General features: G+C 66.8%; 17 protein-coding genes, 1 tRNA gene and 1 pseudogene. 6 read left to right on the forward strand and 13 right to left on the reverse strand.

Translation table 11 applies throughout. The annotated features are described in order from the left end of the window. Positions 1–21 precede the first annotated feature (21 nt). From IRY44_RS02065 to IRY44_RS02075, 3 genes are all read left to right on the forward strand, one after another. Positions 22–684, forward strand: coding sequence for a DUF6882 domain-containing protein (locus IRY44_RS02065; protein ID WP_194798756.1), 663 nt, complete (start codon positions 22–24; stop codon positions 682–684). A gap of 167 nt (positions 685–851) precedes the next feature. After that, positions 852–1,151, forward strand: coding sequence for a hypothetical protein (locus tag IRY44_RS02070; RefSeq protein WP_194798757.1), 300 nt, complete (start codon positions 852–854; stop codon positions 1,149–1,151). A 173-nt stretch (positions 1,152–1,324) separates the two neighbouring features. Beyond that, complete coding sequence (locus IRY44_RS02075) at positions 1,325–1,714, forward strand: hypothetical protein (RefSeq protein WP_194798758.1); 390 nt, start codon at positions 1,325–1,327, stop codon at positions 1,712–1,714. Between the two features lie 336 nt (positions 1,715–2,050). Here the strand turns inward: IRY44_RS02075 and IRY44_RS02080 are convergent, their stop codons facing one another. Next, positions 2,051–2,743: a hypothetical protein gene (locus IRY44_RS02080; protein WP_194798759.1), complete on the reverse strand. Its 693-nt coding sequence runs from the start codon at positions 2,741–2,743 to the stop codon at positions 2,051–2,053. Between the two features lie 233 nt (positions 2,744–2,976). Between IRY44_RS02080 and IRY44_RS30570 the strand changes: the two genes are divergently transcribed. Continuing rightward, a complete protein-coding gene (locus IRY44_RS30570) occupies positions 2,977–3,144 on the forward strand; it encodes a hypothetical protein (protein ID WP_228531249.1) in 168 nt (55 codons plus the stop codon). Positions 3,145–3,331: 187 nt separating this feature from the next. On the opposite strand, the gene IRY44_RS02090 is transcribed toward IRY44_RS30570, so the two are convergent. After that, a tRNA-Arg gene (locus IRY44_RS02090) sits at positions 3,332–3,404 on the reverse strand. 218 nt (positions 3,405–3,622) lie between these two features. Here IRY44_RS02090 and IRY44_RS31210 point away from each other — a divergent pair. Then, a pseudogene (locus IRY44_RS31210) lies at positions 3,623–4,168 on the forward strand (hypothetical protein). Positions 4,169–4,518: 350 nt separating this feature from the next. Here IRY44_RS31210 and IRY44_RS02095 read toward each other — a convergent pair. The 5 genes from IRY44_RS02095 to IRY44_RS02115 all read right to left on the reverse strand — a co-directional run bounded on the left by IRY44_RS02095 (position 4,519) and on the right by IRY44_RS02115 (position 9,166). Beyond that, positions 4,519–5,958 (reverse strand): alpha/beta hydrolase, encoded by a 1,440-nt coding sequence (locus IRY44_RS02095; RefSeq protein ID WP_194798760.1) that lies wholly within the window; start codon positions 5,956–5,958, stop codon positions 4,519–4,521. Positions 5,959–6,298: 340 nt separating this feature from the next. Then, complete coding sequence (locus tag IRY44_RS02100; protein ID WP_228531250.1) at positions 6,299–7,492, reverse strand: hypothetical protein; 1,194 nt, start codon at positions 7,490–7,492, stop codon at positions 6,299–6,301. Between the two features lie 34 nt (positions 7,493–7,526). Continuing rightward, entirely contained in the window at positions 7,527–8,117 is a 591-nt protein-coding gene (locus IRY44_RS02105) for a SigE family RNA polymerase sigma factor (protein WP_370584819.1), read from the reverse strand. A 41-nt stretch (positions 8,118–8,158) separates the two neighbouring features. Further along, a complete protein-coding gene (locus tag IRY44_RS02110; protein WP_194798762.1) occupies positions 8,159–8,521 on the reverse strand; it encodes a hypothetical protein in 363 nt (120 codons plus the stop codon). 129 nt (positions 8,522–8,650) lie between these two features. Beyond that, positions 8,651–9,166, reverse strand: a complete 516-nt coding sequence (locus IRY44_RS02115) for a peroxiredoxin (RefSeq protein WP_194798763.1) — start codon at positions 9,164–9,166, stop codon at positions 8,651–8,653. 370 nt (positions 9,167–9,536) lie between these two features. Here IRY44_RS02115 and tmk point away from each other — a divergent pair, with 370 nt between their 5' ends. Beyond that, the gene (gene tmk / locus IRY44_RS02120) at positions 9,537–10,160 is read left to right on the forward strand and encodes a dTMP kinase (protein WP_194798764.1); all 624 of its coding nucleotides are present in this window, start codon (positions 9,537–9,539) and stop codon (positions 10,158–10,160) included. Between the two features lie 18 nt (positions 10,161–10,178). Here tmk and IRY44_RS02125 read toward each other — a convergent pair whose 3' ends face one another. Genes IRY44_RS02125 through asnB form a run of 6 tightly spaced genes read right to left on the reverse strand, consistent with a single transcriptional unit; the run spans position 10,179 to position 16,539 of the window. Further along, positions 10,179–10,484 carry a PqqD family protein gene (locus tag IRY44_RS02125; protein ID WP_194798765.1) on the reverse strand — a complete coding sequence of 102 codons (306 nt, stop codon included), beginning with the start codon at positions 10,482–10,484 and terminating at the stop codon, positions 10,179–10,181. After that, a complete protein-coding gene (locus IRY44_RS02130; protein ID WP_194798766.1) occupies positions 10,468–11,271 on the reverse strand; it encodes a nucleotidyltransferase domain-containing protein in 804 nt (267 codons plus the stop codon). The genes IRY44_RS02125 and IRY44_RS02130 overlap by 17 nt, the downstream gene beginning before the upstream one ends. Before the next feature lie 25 nt (positions 11,272–11,296). Next, positions 11,297–12,301 (reverse strand): diiron oxygenase, encoded by a 1,005-nt coding sequence (locus IRY44_RS02135; protein ID WP_194798767.1) that lies wholly within the window; start codon positions 12,299–12,301, stop codon positions 11,297–11,299. A 1-nt stretch (position 12,302) separates the two neighbouring features. Continuing rightward, entirely contained in the window at positions 12,303–13,556 is a 1,254-nt protein-coding gene (locus tag IRY44_RS02140) for an MFS transporter (protein ID WP_194798768.1), read from the reverse strand. An 18-nt stretch (positions 13,557–13,574) separates the two neighbouring features. Continuing rightward, complete coding sequence (locus tag IRY44_RS02145; RefSeq protein WP_194798769.1) at positions 13,575–14,351, reverse strand: hypothetical protein; 777 nt, start codon at positions 14,349–14,351, stop codon at positions 13,575–13,577. Then, the gene (gene asnB / locus IRY44_RS02150) at positions 14,344–16,539 is read right to left on the reverse strand and encodes an asparagine synthase (glutamine-hydrolyzing) (RefSeq protein ID WP_194798770.1); all 2,196 of its coding nucleotides are present in this window, start codon (positions 16,537–16,539) and stop codon (positions 14,344–14,346) included. Before asnB ends, IRY44_RS02145 begins: the two co-directional genes overlap by 8 nt. Between the last annotated feature and the right edge of the window lie 104 nt (positions 16,540–16,643).

Below are 16,643 nucleotides of genomic sequence, written 5' to 3' on the forward strand. Positions count from 1 at the left end.
AAGGTCTGGCACACTGCGGCGATGCCGACGTTTGATCGACTCTTCGCCGAACATGTCGGCACCGGCCTGGCCCGCCAGATGGCGCTGGCCGACCTGCTCGGCGAGCGCGACTGGCAGCTCGACGTGCCCGACGGCGTCGCGACGTTCGGAACCGACCTGCGGTACCGCGTCCAGCTCCTCGGCACCGAGAGCCACAACGACGGCACCTGGCTGTGGGCCTGGGCCAACGAGGCCAGCAACCTCCCGCCGTCGGTACTGCATCTGGCCGGCTGGCTTCGCGAGTACGGGCACCGCCAAGGGGTCGCCGAACTCACCGAACCCACGTTCCCGCTCCAGCGCGCCGACGGACACCGCCTCGCCATGCTGGCGTCCGGCCTCACCGGCCACTGCTACTACCGCGGGCCGTACGACGGCGGCGCCGTCTTCTTCCACCTCGACGACGCGCCGCCGCAGATCACCGCGCCGGTCCGGCCGGAGCGGGTGCTGACCGTCCTGACCCAGGTCCTACAGTCCTTCCCGGTGGAGCACCGCGTCGCCGTCGAGTCGTTCCTGCACCAGCAGGGGTGGCGGCTGGATCGGGCGCCGATGTCGGTGACGGCGCAGGAGCGGGGTGGGTCGGTTCTGCGTGTCGACTTCGATGCGATGGGCCGGGTCAGCAACATGTCGGGAACGGTCAGCCCGTAGGCCAATCCGGTGCCGGGCAATGACCTCGCTTCACCTGTGCCGTCATGCGGGCTCCCAGTCCCGGCTCGGCTGTACGGACGGCCACACTTGCCTCCCGTTGGTTTGACGCGCACAGCGCTGAGGCATTCCAATGTGCTGCCGCGCCACAGGGAAGGGAGCGGAACCCCATGCCGCGGATCATTGTTCGTCGCGCCCTGGACACCGGTGGCCTTCTGCGCCGTATTGCGATCGAGATCGATGGGAAGGTAGTGGCACGCTTGAACCGTGGAGCCGTCCAGAGCGTCGACGTAACGCCAGGCCGGCACGTGGTACGGGCTCATCTGGACTGGCAGAGCAGCGCGCCGGTCGATTTGCACCTCGCCGACACGGAGACGATCGCCCTGGAAACGGCCCTAGCCGAACGATCGATGAGGTTCACGGCGACCGTCCTACAGCCTGGGAGCGGGCTCGATCTACAGGCGGTATGACCGACGCTTTACGAGATCCCCCGAGACCCGACATCGCCGGCAGTCCGATGTGTCCCGCCACGGGAGATGCTTGACGCTCGCGTCCCACCTGATGTCCGACATGATCCTCAGGCGCTCACGGAGACCTTCACGGTGGGCGACGGAAGGGCCGCGCGGTGAGACACAATGCGCCGATGGATGATCACCAACGCTGCCGTCTCTCCGTCAGCGATGACGAGCTGGAGCTTGCCGGTCCGCCGGCTGCGCTCCGCGCCCTCAGCCGCCTGCTACGCCATCATGCTGAGCCCTTTGAGGTGGCGGTCACCGACGGGGCCGTCAGTCAAGAGGCGACCGCGGGTCCGCTGCTTGTCAGTCTGCAAGGCGGGACAACGGTGCATTTCTCCGGCGGGCGTGAGTATCTCGACATCATCTGGGACGCGCTCGATGGTGTGGCTGAGCAAGCCGAGACCGCCGATGACCGGACAGTCCACCGGCATCAGCACATCGAGTACCTTCCTGGCGACGACTTCCGGTCGCCGGACTCAGTCCCGTTGGTCATCGTGTCCGACTGGCCAGAAGCGTAGGTGCGCGACCGCGCGGTGGGCACTGACAGCAACCAGGGCAACTGAGCAACCAAGGCCGACTGTCGCGCATGTGCTGGGACGGATCCGTCAAGCATGAGGTGGGACTCGGCACACCGGCAGTCCGATGTCGGGCTCCACTTGATGCGTGACACATCGGCTCCACTCGACTACTTACAGGTTCCCGCGCGGCGGACTGCCGCTGTTACACAGAGTTACTAGTCAGCCGGTCGCTGGGCGGACTCGACGGCCCACCAGAGGCGTGCGGTCAACGGCGGTGAGGCAGACGAGGTTGGCGGCAGTATGCCGTTGAACCAAGCGAGTGCTGTCGCCGACTCATCAGATCTGGCCGTTCCGGCTCCAGATCATGACGCCGGTGGGTCGCGGTTGACGATCGGTCCATCCGTGGAACAGGCGGATTGCGAGATGGTCGGAGCACCACCATTGATCATGTGGTCCCGATGCCTCAGGGACGGGTGGCAGTGCGGCGAGGATCTCGCCAAGGTGTGCATTGGTGATGTCGTTGGGGACCCACGCCTCCAGCGAGCTGGGTGGCACAGGCTCCCAGTCGTGCAGCTCGTCCATGAGCGCGTGTCCCTCGATCAGGTGATTGATCGAGGGACAGACCTCCAGGAAGGGACCGCCCACGCTCACCCCGAATCGGCCGTCAGTGTGCGCCAGGTAGAGCACGGGTGACGACACGCGCTCGCCGTACCACGCAAATGACCACCCCATGCTCTCTGCCCGAACCATGTCGAGCAGGTCGAATTGCCAGCAGCGGAGGGTGTCGCGGCGCTCGTCGCCGATGCGGACGCTGCGGCGAACGTCGTAGCGCAACCCGCCGAAGCGGGCGGCGAAGCCTTCCCGCCTGACGGTCAACTCAAGGGGCGCCGCAATCAGCCATCCCGACCGGGCCGGCACTTGCACAAAGTCGGTCAGCAGTCGAGGCTGCTCCGGCTGCCGGGTCCCGGCACGGCACAGGAACGCCTGAGCTCTCGGTGACAGACCTTCGGGGTCGTCGAGCACGTGCACATGAACTTCCCAGCAGCCTAGTGCTCCGTTCCCGCGAGCTTAGGACACACGCGTCAACGATTGCCAGTGAGCATGGTCGCCAAGGACGGCCGGCTGTTCCAGAGCGAGCGGGGCAACGTGGTTGCGGCCTCGACGTACTCCCGCGTCTGGGTGAAGGCGCGTCGATTGGCGTTGACCCGCGTCAGGTTGACTCTCCGCTCGCTGGTCGCCCGTATGACCTGCGACACGCTGCCGTGTCGCTGTGGCTCAACGCTGGCGTGCCGGCGACCGAGGTAGCGGAGCGGGCCGGACACTCCGTTGACGTGCTGCTGAAGGTCTACGCCACGTGCATCGACGGCGCGGAGGTCACCGTCAACGACCGGATCGCTGAGGCTCTGACCGGCGTGACGTGGCCCGTATGAGCGCCGTCGTTCCGGATCTTTCCCCGATCACGTCGGCTGACCTGGGCAGATGACTTCAAGGTCATTCCGCACCTGTTCCGCGACCTACGACAAACGGCGGCTTCCGGTGACCTACGCTTGCACACCTGTTCTAATTGAACGGCGTGCGGATTGCCAGCTCAGGCGACGTTCCTGCTGCGTATCGAGGTGCCCCCGGCAGGATTCGAACCTGCGACACACGGTTTAGGAAACCGATGCTCTATCCCCTGAGCTACGAGGGCGCGAGGGACCAGTCTAGCGACCTGAGGGTTCACCTGGGGTGGCAGGGAGTGGCAGGCGTTCACCCACGTCACCCGTACCCCTGTTCGCCCAGCCCAGGAGCACACCCCGAGCGCACGGACCCGGTTTGCGACCGGCGGTCGCCCAGAGTGACCCGCGTTGGCACCGGTTCACCCGGGTTGGCATCGGCTGGAGAGCACACACCGCGCACATCATCGGCGTGGACCGGTTCTCAGAGGATGGGCTGCAGGCGGTCGTCACCAGGTACGAGGCGACGCGGGCGGCTGCGTCGACCGAGCGGGACGAGCAGTTGCGGGCGCTTCACGCGGCCGGGTGGCGGCCGGCGGATCTGCAGCGGGTCACCGGGTACAGCCGGGAGACGATCCGGCAGGCACTCCGACCGGGGGTCCGGCAGGCGGCCAACATCAGCCGGCGCAGGACATCACCCCGGCACCGCCGGCGGACTACCGGCCCTACGGGGATCGGAAGCCCTATGTGGTTGCCGAAACCCTCGCCGCGCTGCACGGCCCGACCGACGGCACGGTGACGCTCCCGCATCACCTCGACTGGTCCAGGGACCGCGCGCCTGTCCAGCATGTACAAGGTGGTCCTCACCGAAGCCAGCACGGTCGAGGACCTGAACACGTGGCTCGATGCTGACCTCCTCCGGCGACTCTGGCCCAGCCTCTGGCTGCCGCCTTAGCTCCGCCAGCGCTGGGAGGACGCCTTTCCCGAACTCGCCACGACCCGCAGCGACGCGGCGTAGCGATGGAACCCCTTCCACGAACCGGCTCGCCCGCGCGGCCGGCAGATCGAACATCAAATGACCGCGTATCGAACCCATCCCGTGCCGCAGATCGAAAGCCAAGGCCAGCGGGGACAGCGGGTCCACACCCGCCTCAAGGTGATCATCCAGCACAGGTACTCCGGCTACATCTACCGCGGCGCGGGCACAAAGTTCGCTGCGGGCACGGCGACCTGGAGGTCGCCGTGCCCGCAGGTCTGCGCGTCGTGGCAGGGATCCACCGCCTAGCCAGCCACGACGTACCAAGGAATCTGCAGACTGCGGAGGCGTTCGGCCAATCGGCGCGGATGTCAAGCCCTCATGCGTCGACATCAGGAGGGCTCACGACCACCAGCCTGAAGCGGACGAGAGATCCGGCCGGACAGGAGATTCGTCTGCTCGTCGAGGGACGGGCGGTCGTCCTCGCCCACCCGCGCCGAACCATCCGTCGGAACCTCGGGGATCGGCGTTCCCTCGCACTCCGCTCCCCGTTTCGGCAGCCTTCCGTTCAGTAGGTAGTCGTCGATGGCGGCGTCGACGCAGGCGTTGGTGCCGTGGACGACGTGGTAGCCGTCGCGCGGAACGCTGAGGAGCCGGTGCCCGAGCAGGTCCGCCATCGCCCGGCCGCCCTCGTACGGTGTTTGCGGGTCGAACTCCTCCTGCACGACCAGCCCTGTCGGGTAGCCGCTGCGGCGCAGCTTCACCAGCGGCTCGACACGCTCCACCGAGCCGAAGGTGCACTCACGCGGAGAAACCGCCGACGCACCCCAGCCGTAGGGAAAGTGCTCGGAGAAGTAGCGCATGTCCGCGTAGTACACCTCGAGGTCGGCGGGCCATTCGGCCTCACAGTTGACTGCCTCCCAGACGCCGTTGCTGGTCGGCGGCGGGTCGGCCTGGATCTCCTGCTGAAGAGCCAACGCCCGGCCCAGGTCACCCGGCACGTCCGAGGACGTCTCGACCTGCTGACGCAGCCGGCTCGCCGTCGCTGCGAAGAAGTCCCAGTACGCCACCTCGTTGGTGGCCCCGATGAGGCCGTCGAACTCGGTGCCGTCGTACACGAAATCACCCTGGTCGATCGGGTGTTGCTCCAGCTTCGCCCGGGTCCGTTCGATCGTGGTGCGCACCTGCGACCGGGTGGTGCCCAGCCCGTAGATTCCGTTGCGCTCGGCCACCCACGTCATCCAGGCGTCGGCGGTCCTGCGTTGGGCGATTGCCTGTTGCTTCCACGCCTCCCGCCATATCCATTGCGGGTGGATCGCGGAGTCCAGGACGTTGCGGTTCAGTCGCTTCGGAAAAAGCGTGCCGTAGACGGCCGTCACGTACGTGCCGTAGGACTTCCCCATCAGGTTCAGCTGACGCTCACCCAGGGCCGCGCGGACGATGTCGAGATCTCTGGCGTTGTTGGCGGTGGTGAAGTAGGGACGCCGGGCACCGTCCGCGCGTTCGCATTGCTGATCACGCCTGCGGAACTCCTCGGTGTACGCCCGCATCTGCGCGTCGGTGAAGCGAGTCCTGCCGGACAACTGCACGCTCGTGCCCTCGCACAGCAGAGGCTGCGACTGCCCGACGCCGCGCGGGTTGTAACCGATGATGTCGTATCGCGCCGACAGCGCCTCGTACGCCGGATCCTCCGACGCGTAGATTCCCTGCCCGCCCGGCCCGCCGGGGACCTCGACCAGTACGCCGAGCCGGTTCGGCTGATCGCTCGCCAGGCGCCGGGAGAGCTCGACGGTCTCCCGGGGACCGTCCGGCCGCCGGTAGTCCAACGGCACCCGCACAGTCGTGCATTCCACCACCGGGGACGCGCTCTCGGCACGGGGAAGCGCGGACGGCGAAGCAGCCGGTGACCGCCTCGGTGGCACCGGCGGACGGGGGCAGGGTCCCCACTCAGGACGCTGCCCGTAGAACTCCGCCAGTCCGACCGGCACCGCGTCGGACTTCGGCGTGGTGTTCGCCTCGGCGAGAGGCACCACCGCCACGCACAGAGCCGCTGTCGCCGTGGCAATCAGACCGGCCTTTGCTCTCCGTTTCATTCCAAGCCCTCATTCTTTGCGGCAGGAGCCGCTGAAGCGGCCCTGCCGAACAGCACCGTCGTGGTGCCGGCGCTGGCCGTCACGGCCGCAGGGCGGTCGCGGCCGGAGTCCAGGTCGACTCGTCGGTGACGTCGGCGACCGTGATTCCCTCGGCGATCTTCTCCAGTTCGACCCGCGGCGGCGTGTTACCGGCCCTATCGGGGCTGACCTCGACTACAACTGCGCCGTCGGCGCTCCGGAACTGGCACCAGATGTCGACCTGCGGGCCGTCCCACCCAGGCCGGTCGGGTACGTCGTAGCACTTGGTCTCACCGGGCTCCGGCGTCTGGTTCGCGCTGCTACTCGGGATTACGGAGATGTGGAATCCGTCTCTGAGGCCACCCTCGGTCGCCTCGTACGGTGCGGTCAGTCCAGTGGCGGGCGCGGCGGACCTGGTGTACGTCGCGCCGCCGTAGTCGCCGGCGCGGGCCGCGGCAATGCCACCGAGGCCCGCCGTGGCGTGGGTGCCGATCTGCAACGGCACGTAACCGTCCGGCAGGTAGCCCACCGTGAAGGGCAACAGGGCCGGCGTCGGCCTGCTGGGCTTCAGGCCTTCGACCAGGCCGCCCAGCTCCTCGAAGCTCGGCGTGGCCTTGTCGCCGGAGTACGACGTGACAGCAGCCCAGGCGTTGTCGGCGTACTCCCAGGCGAAGAGCTTGTTGCCGCCATCCACCGGGCGCTGCGGGTCAAGGCCGACCGGCAGCGTCGCCTGCACAGCCCTGCGACCGGCCACGGTGACGTTCGCGCCGTCCTTGATCCTGGCCGGGTCGAAGGCACCGGGCCGGTAGACGGTCAGGTAGGCCCAGAGGGACGGCTTCCCGGCGGCAGCCTTTTTCCTGTTCCGCTCGAATGCGTCGCCCTGTCCCTCCACCTCCTGGGCGGTCATGGGCTTGTCGTTCGAGGTGTGGCCGTCGGAGTAGACGGGAGCGATCTGGTACGCGGTGGACGCGACAATCGGGTCCTGCACGTGCAGCGTGCCGGCGTCGTACCCGGTGAAGGTGAAGGTGAACGACGCGGGGTCGGGCCACTCGGCCCCGGCCGGCTTGGACGCCGCCGCGCCGGCCACGAACGGCGCGGCCGGGGGGCTCTGCTGCGCACCCAGGGTCGGTACCACGAACGCACCGGCGACCACGGCCACGACGAGGCCCGCCGCGCCGGCTGACGCGAATCCGGCCCGACGGCGGCGCTGCGCCCGCCGCCCTGCCGTGATGATGTCGTCGACGGTGCGGGACATCGGCGGCTCATCGCCAGTTACCGCGTCCACGAGATCATGCAACCGCATGGGTCCACTCCTTTGTCGATGGTCTGTTGAGATTGGCGCGGTCGTCGCCGAGTGACTCGCGAAGCTTCGCCAGGCCACGGGACACCTGACTCTTGGCCGTGCCCACCGTGCAGTTCAGGACGCTGGCGGTGTCCTCGAGGCTCAGATCCAGGTAGTGCCGGAGCACGACTGCGGCTCGCTGCCGGGGTGGCACCGAGTCGAGCGCCGCCCGCAGGCGCATCCGCTCGTCGGTCGCACCGGCGGGGTCGCGCAGCGCGATGTCCGGCATGGCGTCACCGGCCGACCGCTCGCGCCGCCACGGCCGACGGGTCTCGTCGACCGCAGCCCGGTAGACCATGGTCTTGACGTAGAGATCGGGCCGGTCCAGCTTCCGCCAGCGGGGATAGAGCTTGACCAGAGCATTGGCCACGGCGTCCTCCGCCGCGTGCCAGTCACCGCAGGTCACGTACGCCAGCTTGCGCAGTGACGCCATTTCTGACGTCACGAACTCGCGGAATGCTTGCTCGTCTTCGGCTATCAAGTCCACTGCCTCCTCGTGACGGAGGTAGAACGGAACCGCCCACCCGGAAAGTTGCACCGCTCGAAGAAGCGGGCGGATCGACAGGATGATCGAGCGGGTTAGGGACAGCGCCTCGGCGTGAGGGTGGGGTTGGGATCGGTGTTGACCCGTAGCCGCACCGCAATGACCGGCCCGCGCGGGACGTGCCCCAACCGGACCGCCAGGCAGGTGACCTGCGCGGGCGCGACCACCAGGCTACGCAGGAAGCGCGCCGGGATCCGGGCCCGCGGGACCGGCTGGATCCACCTGCCGAAACGCCACCGGACGCGGCGGGTCAGCGGCGCGTTCAGGTGGCTGCTCACTGCGTACACCCGGAAACGCGGCCTCGACACGCGGGGCACGGCGCAGGAGATGTCGGCGGCGTCGGTGCTGAGGTCGAAGAGTGGCCCGGCCAGCGCCGTCAGCCCCAGGATGAGCGCCACCACGGCGCGGTGGAGCCGGCCGTCAGCCGGGCAGCGCCGCGCCGGCGGACTCGGGCCGGGAAGCCGGAAGACGGCAGCAATGCCGGCCCGGCTGACGGCGGGGCACGAAGAGATGAGTCGTCGTTGGCGTCATCGACCCCGGATCCACTGCAGTACGTCATGCGGGTGACTGCCCGGGTCCTCGATAGGGTGGAACACCTGCGCGATCCTGCCCTCCTCAACGACCAGGGTCTGCCGGCGGAGCATGGTACTTCCGGCCACGGTGAAGGTGGGTAGACGCAGGGCCCGGGTGAATTCCAGATCCTCGTCACTCACCAACGGAAACGGCAGACCAAGCCGCGCCACGGCCGCCTGCTGCTCCTCCCGGGACTGGGTCGAGACGCCGATGATCTCCGCGTCCAACGCGGCGAAGTCGCGGTCGAGGTCGCGAAATCGACAGGACTCGGCGGTGCAGCCGACGGCACCGGGGATCGTGGCCCAGGACTCGGGCATCTGGACGTCCGGCGAACTGATCCTGGGATAGCCATACAGCACGAGGTAGCGACTGCCGTTCGGCGCCCGGTCGATGGCCAGCCGGCCGCCGCTGGTTGCCCGCAAGGATAGGCCGGGTAGCACGGTACCGACCCTCGGGACGCTCTCGGTCACGTCTTCCTGCTCCAATGCTCGGCCTCCGGGCTGTCGCTACCGCTCGTCGACGCGCCGGTGCGCTTGGAGACCGCGCAGCGGCACCTTCAGGTTCGCCGTGTACACGTTCCTCATCCGCAGGCCGGACACGATGGAGGTGCGGCCGATCCTACGGAAGCGCCGACGATCGAGTCGACCGCACCGCCGCCCTTCCCAGCCTTGCCGGAACCATCGTAGTCGATATGGCGTGATTCTCACCACAGGTCGACACTTCGACCTATATTGACATCCTTTGTTCGCATCCTTACACTTCAGAGAATGCTCTCTTGATACCCGAAAAGCCCTTTTGAAGCAGTGCGATCATCGGTACGGAATAGGCGAGGAGCCTAACATGACCTGGTCGAATCTCGGATTCTTCGTGGCCGTCTGCGGCATCGACGGCAGCGGCAAGACAACTCAGGTGGGGTTCCTGGAGAGCAAGCTCGCGGAACGGGGAGAAGTCGTACGGACCCGGCAACCGACAGATCTATATCGTCAGGACCCCGTGGTGCGCACGGTCCTCGACATGGAGCAGGATGATGAGTCCGTGCTGCCCGAGATCGGCCTGCTGGCAGCCTTCGACCGCTATCGACACGTGCGCGAGGTGGTGAAGCCCGCGTTGCGCGCCGGAAAGGCGGTGGTCACGGATCGGTACGTCTACACCGGGTTCGCCTACATGATGGCTCGCGGGATGACCGTCGAATGGTTGACCACGATCTATCAATATCTTCCCGCGCCAGACCTCACCATCTTCCTCGACGTGCCCCCGGAACTGGCGATCGAGCGAATCATCATGCGCGACGGCTCTTCCAAGAAGCGGGAGGAACTCGATCTCGATCGGATGCGTGCCGTTCGCGACAACTTTCTCACTCATCCGTGGGGCGATGTCAATTATCACGTATTGGACGGTACGGCCCCACAGGAAGAGGTTCGTGCCCGAATCAATAAACTGGTCGATGCCTTCGACCCCAGATAGGAGTCGAAGGCGTCCTCATCAACTCAAGTACTCCACGACCCCCGCATGCACGAGCTCGTCGATCAGCTCGACGACATCGTCCACGATCTCCTCGGCAGGGATCTCGAAATCCGCGGCCACGAGATCACTTATTCGGTCCAGACTGCGCGATCCGTCGATGCCACGGAAAATGACCTCGGCAGTGTACGAAAGGGTCAGCGGCTCGCGGCCGTGGGCCTTCTCATGGTCCGGGCCGGCAACGATCAGCTCACCGCCGACACGGCGGAGACGCGCGTCAAGCCGCACGGAGGGAACTGCGGACGTCACGTCAACGCGGCGCGTCATTGATATTTACCTCCATGGCGATCCGCTGACACAGGCGTATCACGCTGATGATCCAGGGCTTTGGTGAACGCTCGTCGAGGTCACGCATCGTCTCGATCGCCCAGTACTCGTCGAAAGTCAGCACACTCTGGTCAGCGTTGCGAAAGCGGTTCGGACGCCACTTCGGCCTACGCCCCGGTTCGCCGTGTGCCGTCAGCAGGGCTTCGATCGACATCTCAAATGCCGTCCGCACCGCAAGAATAGCGTTGTGTACGTCATCCGCGGCCATCTGCCCCACCGCGTCCTCGATGAACGTATCCGACGTCTGCAGCGCGTGAGTGACGAGAATAGGAATCATCGCCGACTCCCGCAGTGGCTCCAAGACGTTCCGGTCGTACCACTCCTGACCGGATATGGGCAGTGCGTGCAACAGCCTTTCGATCAGGTCACGCTGCCGCATGTCCACGTTGGCGCCGCCGGTGTCCCCGGCCTCGTAACGACTCCAGGAGAACCGCTCGATGATCTGGCGGATCTGGCTCGTCCGCCAGTACTTCAAGTCCCATTGCACGCCGTCCACGACAAGGGCGTCAACCCCCATCTCGGCGACATCCAAGTCGACGGCCTCGCTACTGGCACCCAGTGCCGAGGGTTGATCGGGCATGATCACGTAAAGGTCGACGTCACTCGTGGCGTTACCCCATCCACGCGCCAAAGAGCCTGCGGCGAAAGCGCAGAGATGCGAATCCGGCAACAATCCGCGCTCGTGCAGGACAGCAAGGCCCTTTGACAGATCCACCTGCACGGTCATCGCTCCCCAATGAATGTCTGTGGCGTCACGGCAGCATACCTGCTTCCATAAAGGACTCACGCGTCCGCTGATCGTCCAACGCACCGACCTCAGTCAGGTAGCGCACCGTCGACATGGCAGCCGCCGCGATACGCCGGTTGGTCTCTGCAGCATCATGGGTTTCCATGATCACCGTTGTCGCCTCCGCGGTCGTCAGGCCGACGCCGACCAGCATGCGCAGTCCCGCGCCGTTGTCCGGGGCCAGAAAGGTCCTGATCAGCTCTGGAAACCACGGCCCGATCAGCTGTCGGTCCCTGCGGTCCAGGGCGCCCCAGAAGTAGGTCAACAACTTCCGGAAATAGGCATGGTGCCGTCCCTCGTCGAGAGCGTGGTCCTGGACGAGATCGCGTACCGCCCTCGGCAGCCTGGTATCTCTGGGCAGGTCCGCCAGGATGGTGGAGATCAGGGTCTCACTGACGATTGAGAACGCCAGGTCGACGTATCCCGCGGCCTGCGCGCCGAGCTCGTGGCGGATTTCGTCGAGCCTGGTGACGAAATAGGGATCCGCCGGGACGATGCTGGGCAGCTCGAGCGCCCTCTCGATCTGATGTGTCAGATCGTCCGAGAACTGGGCGTGCCAGGCCTCGTCGGTGGTGATCGCGAACGCGTCGGCCTTCATGCGATCCGGCAGCACGAGGCCGCTCCGGTTGCGCGCGATCATGGAGGTCACCGGGATGACCGCGACCGACTCCAATTCGGTGGTGAAGTGCAGGTACTGATAAAGACGCTGTACGAGCAGCGCGGAGGCCACCTCCGGGCCCCGGGCGGTGACAAGAGGGTGACTCGCGCTCGGCACGAGCTCCGGCGGGAAGAACAGGGAGCCGTCGACGTCCTCGCCGAGCAGCCGGCGGGGACCGTTGCGAACGCTGGCCTTGGCATCCCAACTGTTGAACGGGCTCCGATACACCGGTTCGTCCCGCACCGCGGCCGCGATCTCGGCGATCCTCGCCTCCATGCTGGCAACCCCGCCATACGACACCGCCTCGGCCATGTCAGTGCCCACCAACCACGACGTCCTGGCCGACCTTGGTCTCCGGACGTGGGCCCAAGTCCCGTACCTGCCGAATCGCCAGGACGCCGAAGCTGGCCACGAGGATGGCCACGCCGGCGCCCAGGAGGCTCGGCCGCTCGCCGACGACCTCCGCCACCGGACCCGCCACGGCCATACCCACCGGGATGAGCGCTACCGAGACCATCCAGTCGTAGGAGAAGACACGTGAAATCTCGCTCGACGGGATGTGTTGCTGCAACGTCGTGCTCCAGATGGAACCAAGGCCCAGCACGAGCGACATGAGGCCCGCCGCCACCGCGACGACCAGCACGGGTGCGCCGACGGCGATCATGATCAGCGGTAGCGCCCCGAGCGAGTTCGCCAGATTGCTGACCACGAGCGGTCGCCGCGGTCGAATGTTCAAGCCGATGAGCGCGCCCGCCAGAGCACCGATCGCCCCGCCCTGGACGATGGTCGCCCAACCCACTTCACCGCCGTGACCGCTGATGATGACCATCGGTCCCACGACGAAGTAGAAGCATCGCATCAGGTTCCAGATGCAGTACACGATCAGGTTGGCCCACAGCCAGGTGCGGCTACTCACGGCCCGCCAGCCCTGGACCAGATCGCTGACGAACGTCGACGGTTCCCGGGGAACGTGCGGGATGCGCAGCAGCGACAGCAGGCTGAGGTTGACCGCGAACGTCAACGCGTCGAACAGGAGGGCCCATCCGGCCCCGACGGTCACGACCAGGGTCGTCCCGATGACGGGGCCCAGCATGAAGGCCGAACGTCTCGCCAGACTCGCCAGAGCGTTCGCCTGCTGCAGGTATTCGCGATCCACCGTCGCCGGCACAATGCCGCTGGCCGCAGGCAGATACACGCCCAGCGCGCCACCGGCGAGCGCCGACGCCACCGCGATGTGCGCGATGTTCGGACGGCCGGAGAACAGCTCGACCGCCACGATCACCTGCGCCACGGCCCGCAGCGCGTCAGCCACCATCATGATCTTCTGGCGGGGCAGCCGGTCGGCCCACACGCCACCGATCAGGGTCATCGAGAGTTCGGCCAGCGCCGCGGCGCCGAGCACGATACCGAGATCGGCTGCGGAACCGGTCGCGCTGATGATCCCGAGGGTGAGAGCGATCGCGCTCACCGCATTGCCCAGCTGGGACACCGAGAGCCCGGTCCAGTAAAGTCGGAAACGCCGGTCCCGCAGGGGGGCGAACGTCCTGCGCGCCCAGCTGCTGTCCATCGTGGAATCGGTCGTCACTCAGACCACGACCTGCCGGGCGATCTGACGGCAGGTCGCCACGACCCGCCGAACCCAGATCGTGGGTTCGTCCGGCTGAAAGTCCTGCATCGTCTCGACGGCCCAGTAGTCCTCGAACGAGATGACGTCCTGTTCCACCGCGCGGAAGCGGCGAGCGCGCCATTTACCGCTCTGGCCGTACTTTCCCTCACCGGCCAGGAGCGCGTCGATGACGTATCCGAACGCCAGGCGGGCAGACAGCACGGCGCTCTCCACGTCGTCGGATTCGAGCTGGCCGATCGCGTCCTCGATGAACAGGGTGGTGTAATTCAACGCCCGGGAGACCATGAGCGACCGGATGGCCGTCGACCGGGTCTGCTCGCGCCGACGCTCCAGCCAGCTCGCGCCCGCGATCGGCACGGCGTGGTCGACCCGCTCGAGGAAGCGAAGCTCGGGCCAACTGAGTCGGTCGCCCGACACGTCGCCGGAGTAGAACTCCTTCCAGGAGACCTTGTCCAGGAGCTGATCGACCTGACCGTCCTGCCAGTATTCGATGTCCAGCTTCTGGTCGTTCGTCATGAGCCGGGACACGGCCACCGCGTCGGGCTGAAGGCCCACCCGATGGGCGGTCTCCACCCCGCTCGGCGCCTCGTCGCAGATCACATAGATGTCGATGTCGCTACCGGTGTTTCCCCAGCCCTGCACCACGGACCCGGCGACGAAGACCGCCTCGTAGCGAGACGGCAGCAGGTCATGCTCCACCAGCGCCAGGAGATGGTCGGAGTAGTCCTCAGCCATCGACGGTCGCTCCAGCTACACGCAGGATCCGGTGCTCCACGGCCTCGTAGACGAACGACTCGACATCCGTCCAGGAGCCGCCCGCGAGGTCGAGCAGGTCCTCGACCGACCGGACGCCGTCCACGCCGGCCAGGAATCGACGCCAGACAGGGCTCTCGGTGTCGATGACGTACTCGATCTCGCCGTTCAGGATGAGGAACCAGTCCTCGTCGTCCATCGAGCGCAGCAGGAGGGCCTCCGGGCCGAATTCGAGCACCGCCTTGTCGTGCACCACCGGTCGGTACCCCAAGTGCTCCGCGACGTGCCCGCTCTCCGGAGAGAGGTCGACCCCATCGATGGCGCTCAGCTTGATGTCCAGCGGACGCGTAACGATCGGCGCCGGCACCTCCGCCGCCATCGACGCGAGCAGCCCGAGGTTGATCGCCTGCAGGGCGAGCTCGACATCCTGACTCTCGGGTCGCTCCGTGATCCGATGCATGAGCTGCCGCACGCCGGCGGCGTCGAGGTGGTCGGCAGCATCGCCACCCGCGAGTGCCTCCTCGACCAGCGCGCCGCCGTCCTGCGACAACATGCGGGCCAGCATCCGGTACGTGTGCTGCTCACCGACGCCGTAATAGAACGGAACCTTCGGTCGATTTACGATCGAGGCCGGCAGCAGGTGCCGGGTGGCGTCGCGGAGGATGCGCTTGTCCCACAGTAGGCGGCTGCGCTGAGCCGCGGGAACGCCGACCACCAGCTCCACGAGGCGATGGTCGAGGAACGGGACGCGCGCCTCGATGCCGCTGCCCGCAGCGGTTCGGTCCTCGTGCCAGCAGTTGTACTGCTGGATCTTGGCGTACTCGCGTTCGAGGAATGCCTGGTAGGGATCGGGAGGGGTGGTGGCGCCAAGCCTGAAGACGACATCGTCCCGGAGGATAGGCTCCGCCAGCTGGCTCCACCAAGGGGCGAGTTCGGGCCGTTGGTAGATGGCACCGTTGCGCATCATCGTCGCCAGCGAACCCTCGAACGAGTGCCAGTCGCCCCCCAGGCCGTAGTCCACCGAGTAGCCGCCGTTGAACTCGTCCGACGCCGCGCCCAACAGCATCCCGCGCAGCTCGGGGCGTTCGGTTCTGGCATACCGGTGCAGTTCATGCTTGTAGAACTGCTCGACGCCGCAGAGCGGGGTCTCGAGCAGCCACAGAAGTCGCTTCCATTCGTCGACGGAGGGCACCCGGGCGGCGTCGAAGACCACCTGGTGGTTCGGTAGTCCCAGATGGTCGGCGACACGACGGGCGTTCGCCGCATCACCGTTGAGGTGGGTGCTGCCGCTCAGGGCGGTGAACGTGTGCAGCGAGGTGCTCCGCCCCACGGCCAGGGCCGCGACGGCGCTCGAGTCGATGCCGCCGGACAGGAACAGCCCGAGCTCGGCGTCTGCCGTTGCGCAGTCCGCCACGGACTCCGCCAACAGCGCACCGTATCGCTCGGTGAGCTCCCGGTCCGACATGCCCTCGCCCTCGCCAGCCGTGGGGAAGTCCCAGTAGCGCCGTTCCGTGGTGGCGCCCGTGCCGAGATCGATCTCCATCACGGTGGCGGCGGGTACGCTGTGGATTTCCTGGAACCAGGTGGTCTGTTCCATCGGCACCAGCACCGGGGCGGACGACATCATCGGATGGACGAGGGCTCGACCCCAGTCGACCTTCCGCGGCGTGCCTGGATCAGCGAACAAGGCTTTGATCTCGGAGGAAAAGATGATTCGCTCCGCAGTGCGGTGGTAATAGAGCGGCTTGATCCCGAAACGGTCCCGAGCCAGGATGAGCTTGTTGGCCCGCCGGTCCCACAGCACGACGGCGAACATGCCGTGCACATTTTCCAGGAACCGAATGCCATGACGGGCGTACTGACCCAGGAGGACCTCACAGTCGGACCCCGTCAGCAATTCCTGACCGGCTGCGAGCTGACGATGATTGTAGACCTCGCCGTTGGCGATCAGGACCAACGACCCGTCGGGGCTGACCAGGGGCTGTGCGCCACCCTCCGGATCGATCAGGGACAGTCTCGTGAACGCGAGGCCCACAGGGCCTTCGCGAGTGACTTCGCGGTCGTCCGGACCACGGTGCCCGATGGTGGTCGCGATTGTGCTGAGAACGGCATCCGCCGCGTCCGTCAGCGGGCACCCGTCAACACGCGCAAGCCCTCCGAGACCACACATGGTCGCACCCCTTCTTCCCGCGAATCACATCGTTCCGTGGTCTACGATGTGCCGGCGCTGCGGCCTGGTAGCCGCAGCGCCGGATACATCACTTGTTGTCGCGC

Source organism: Micromonospora sp. ANENR4 (assembly GCF_015354395.1).
Classification (GTDB): domain Bacteria; phylum Actinomycetota; class Actinomycetes; order Mycobacteriales; family Micromonosporaceae; genus Micromonospora; species Micromonospora aurantiaca.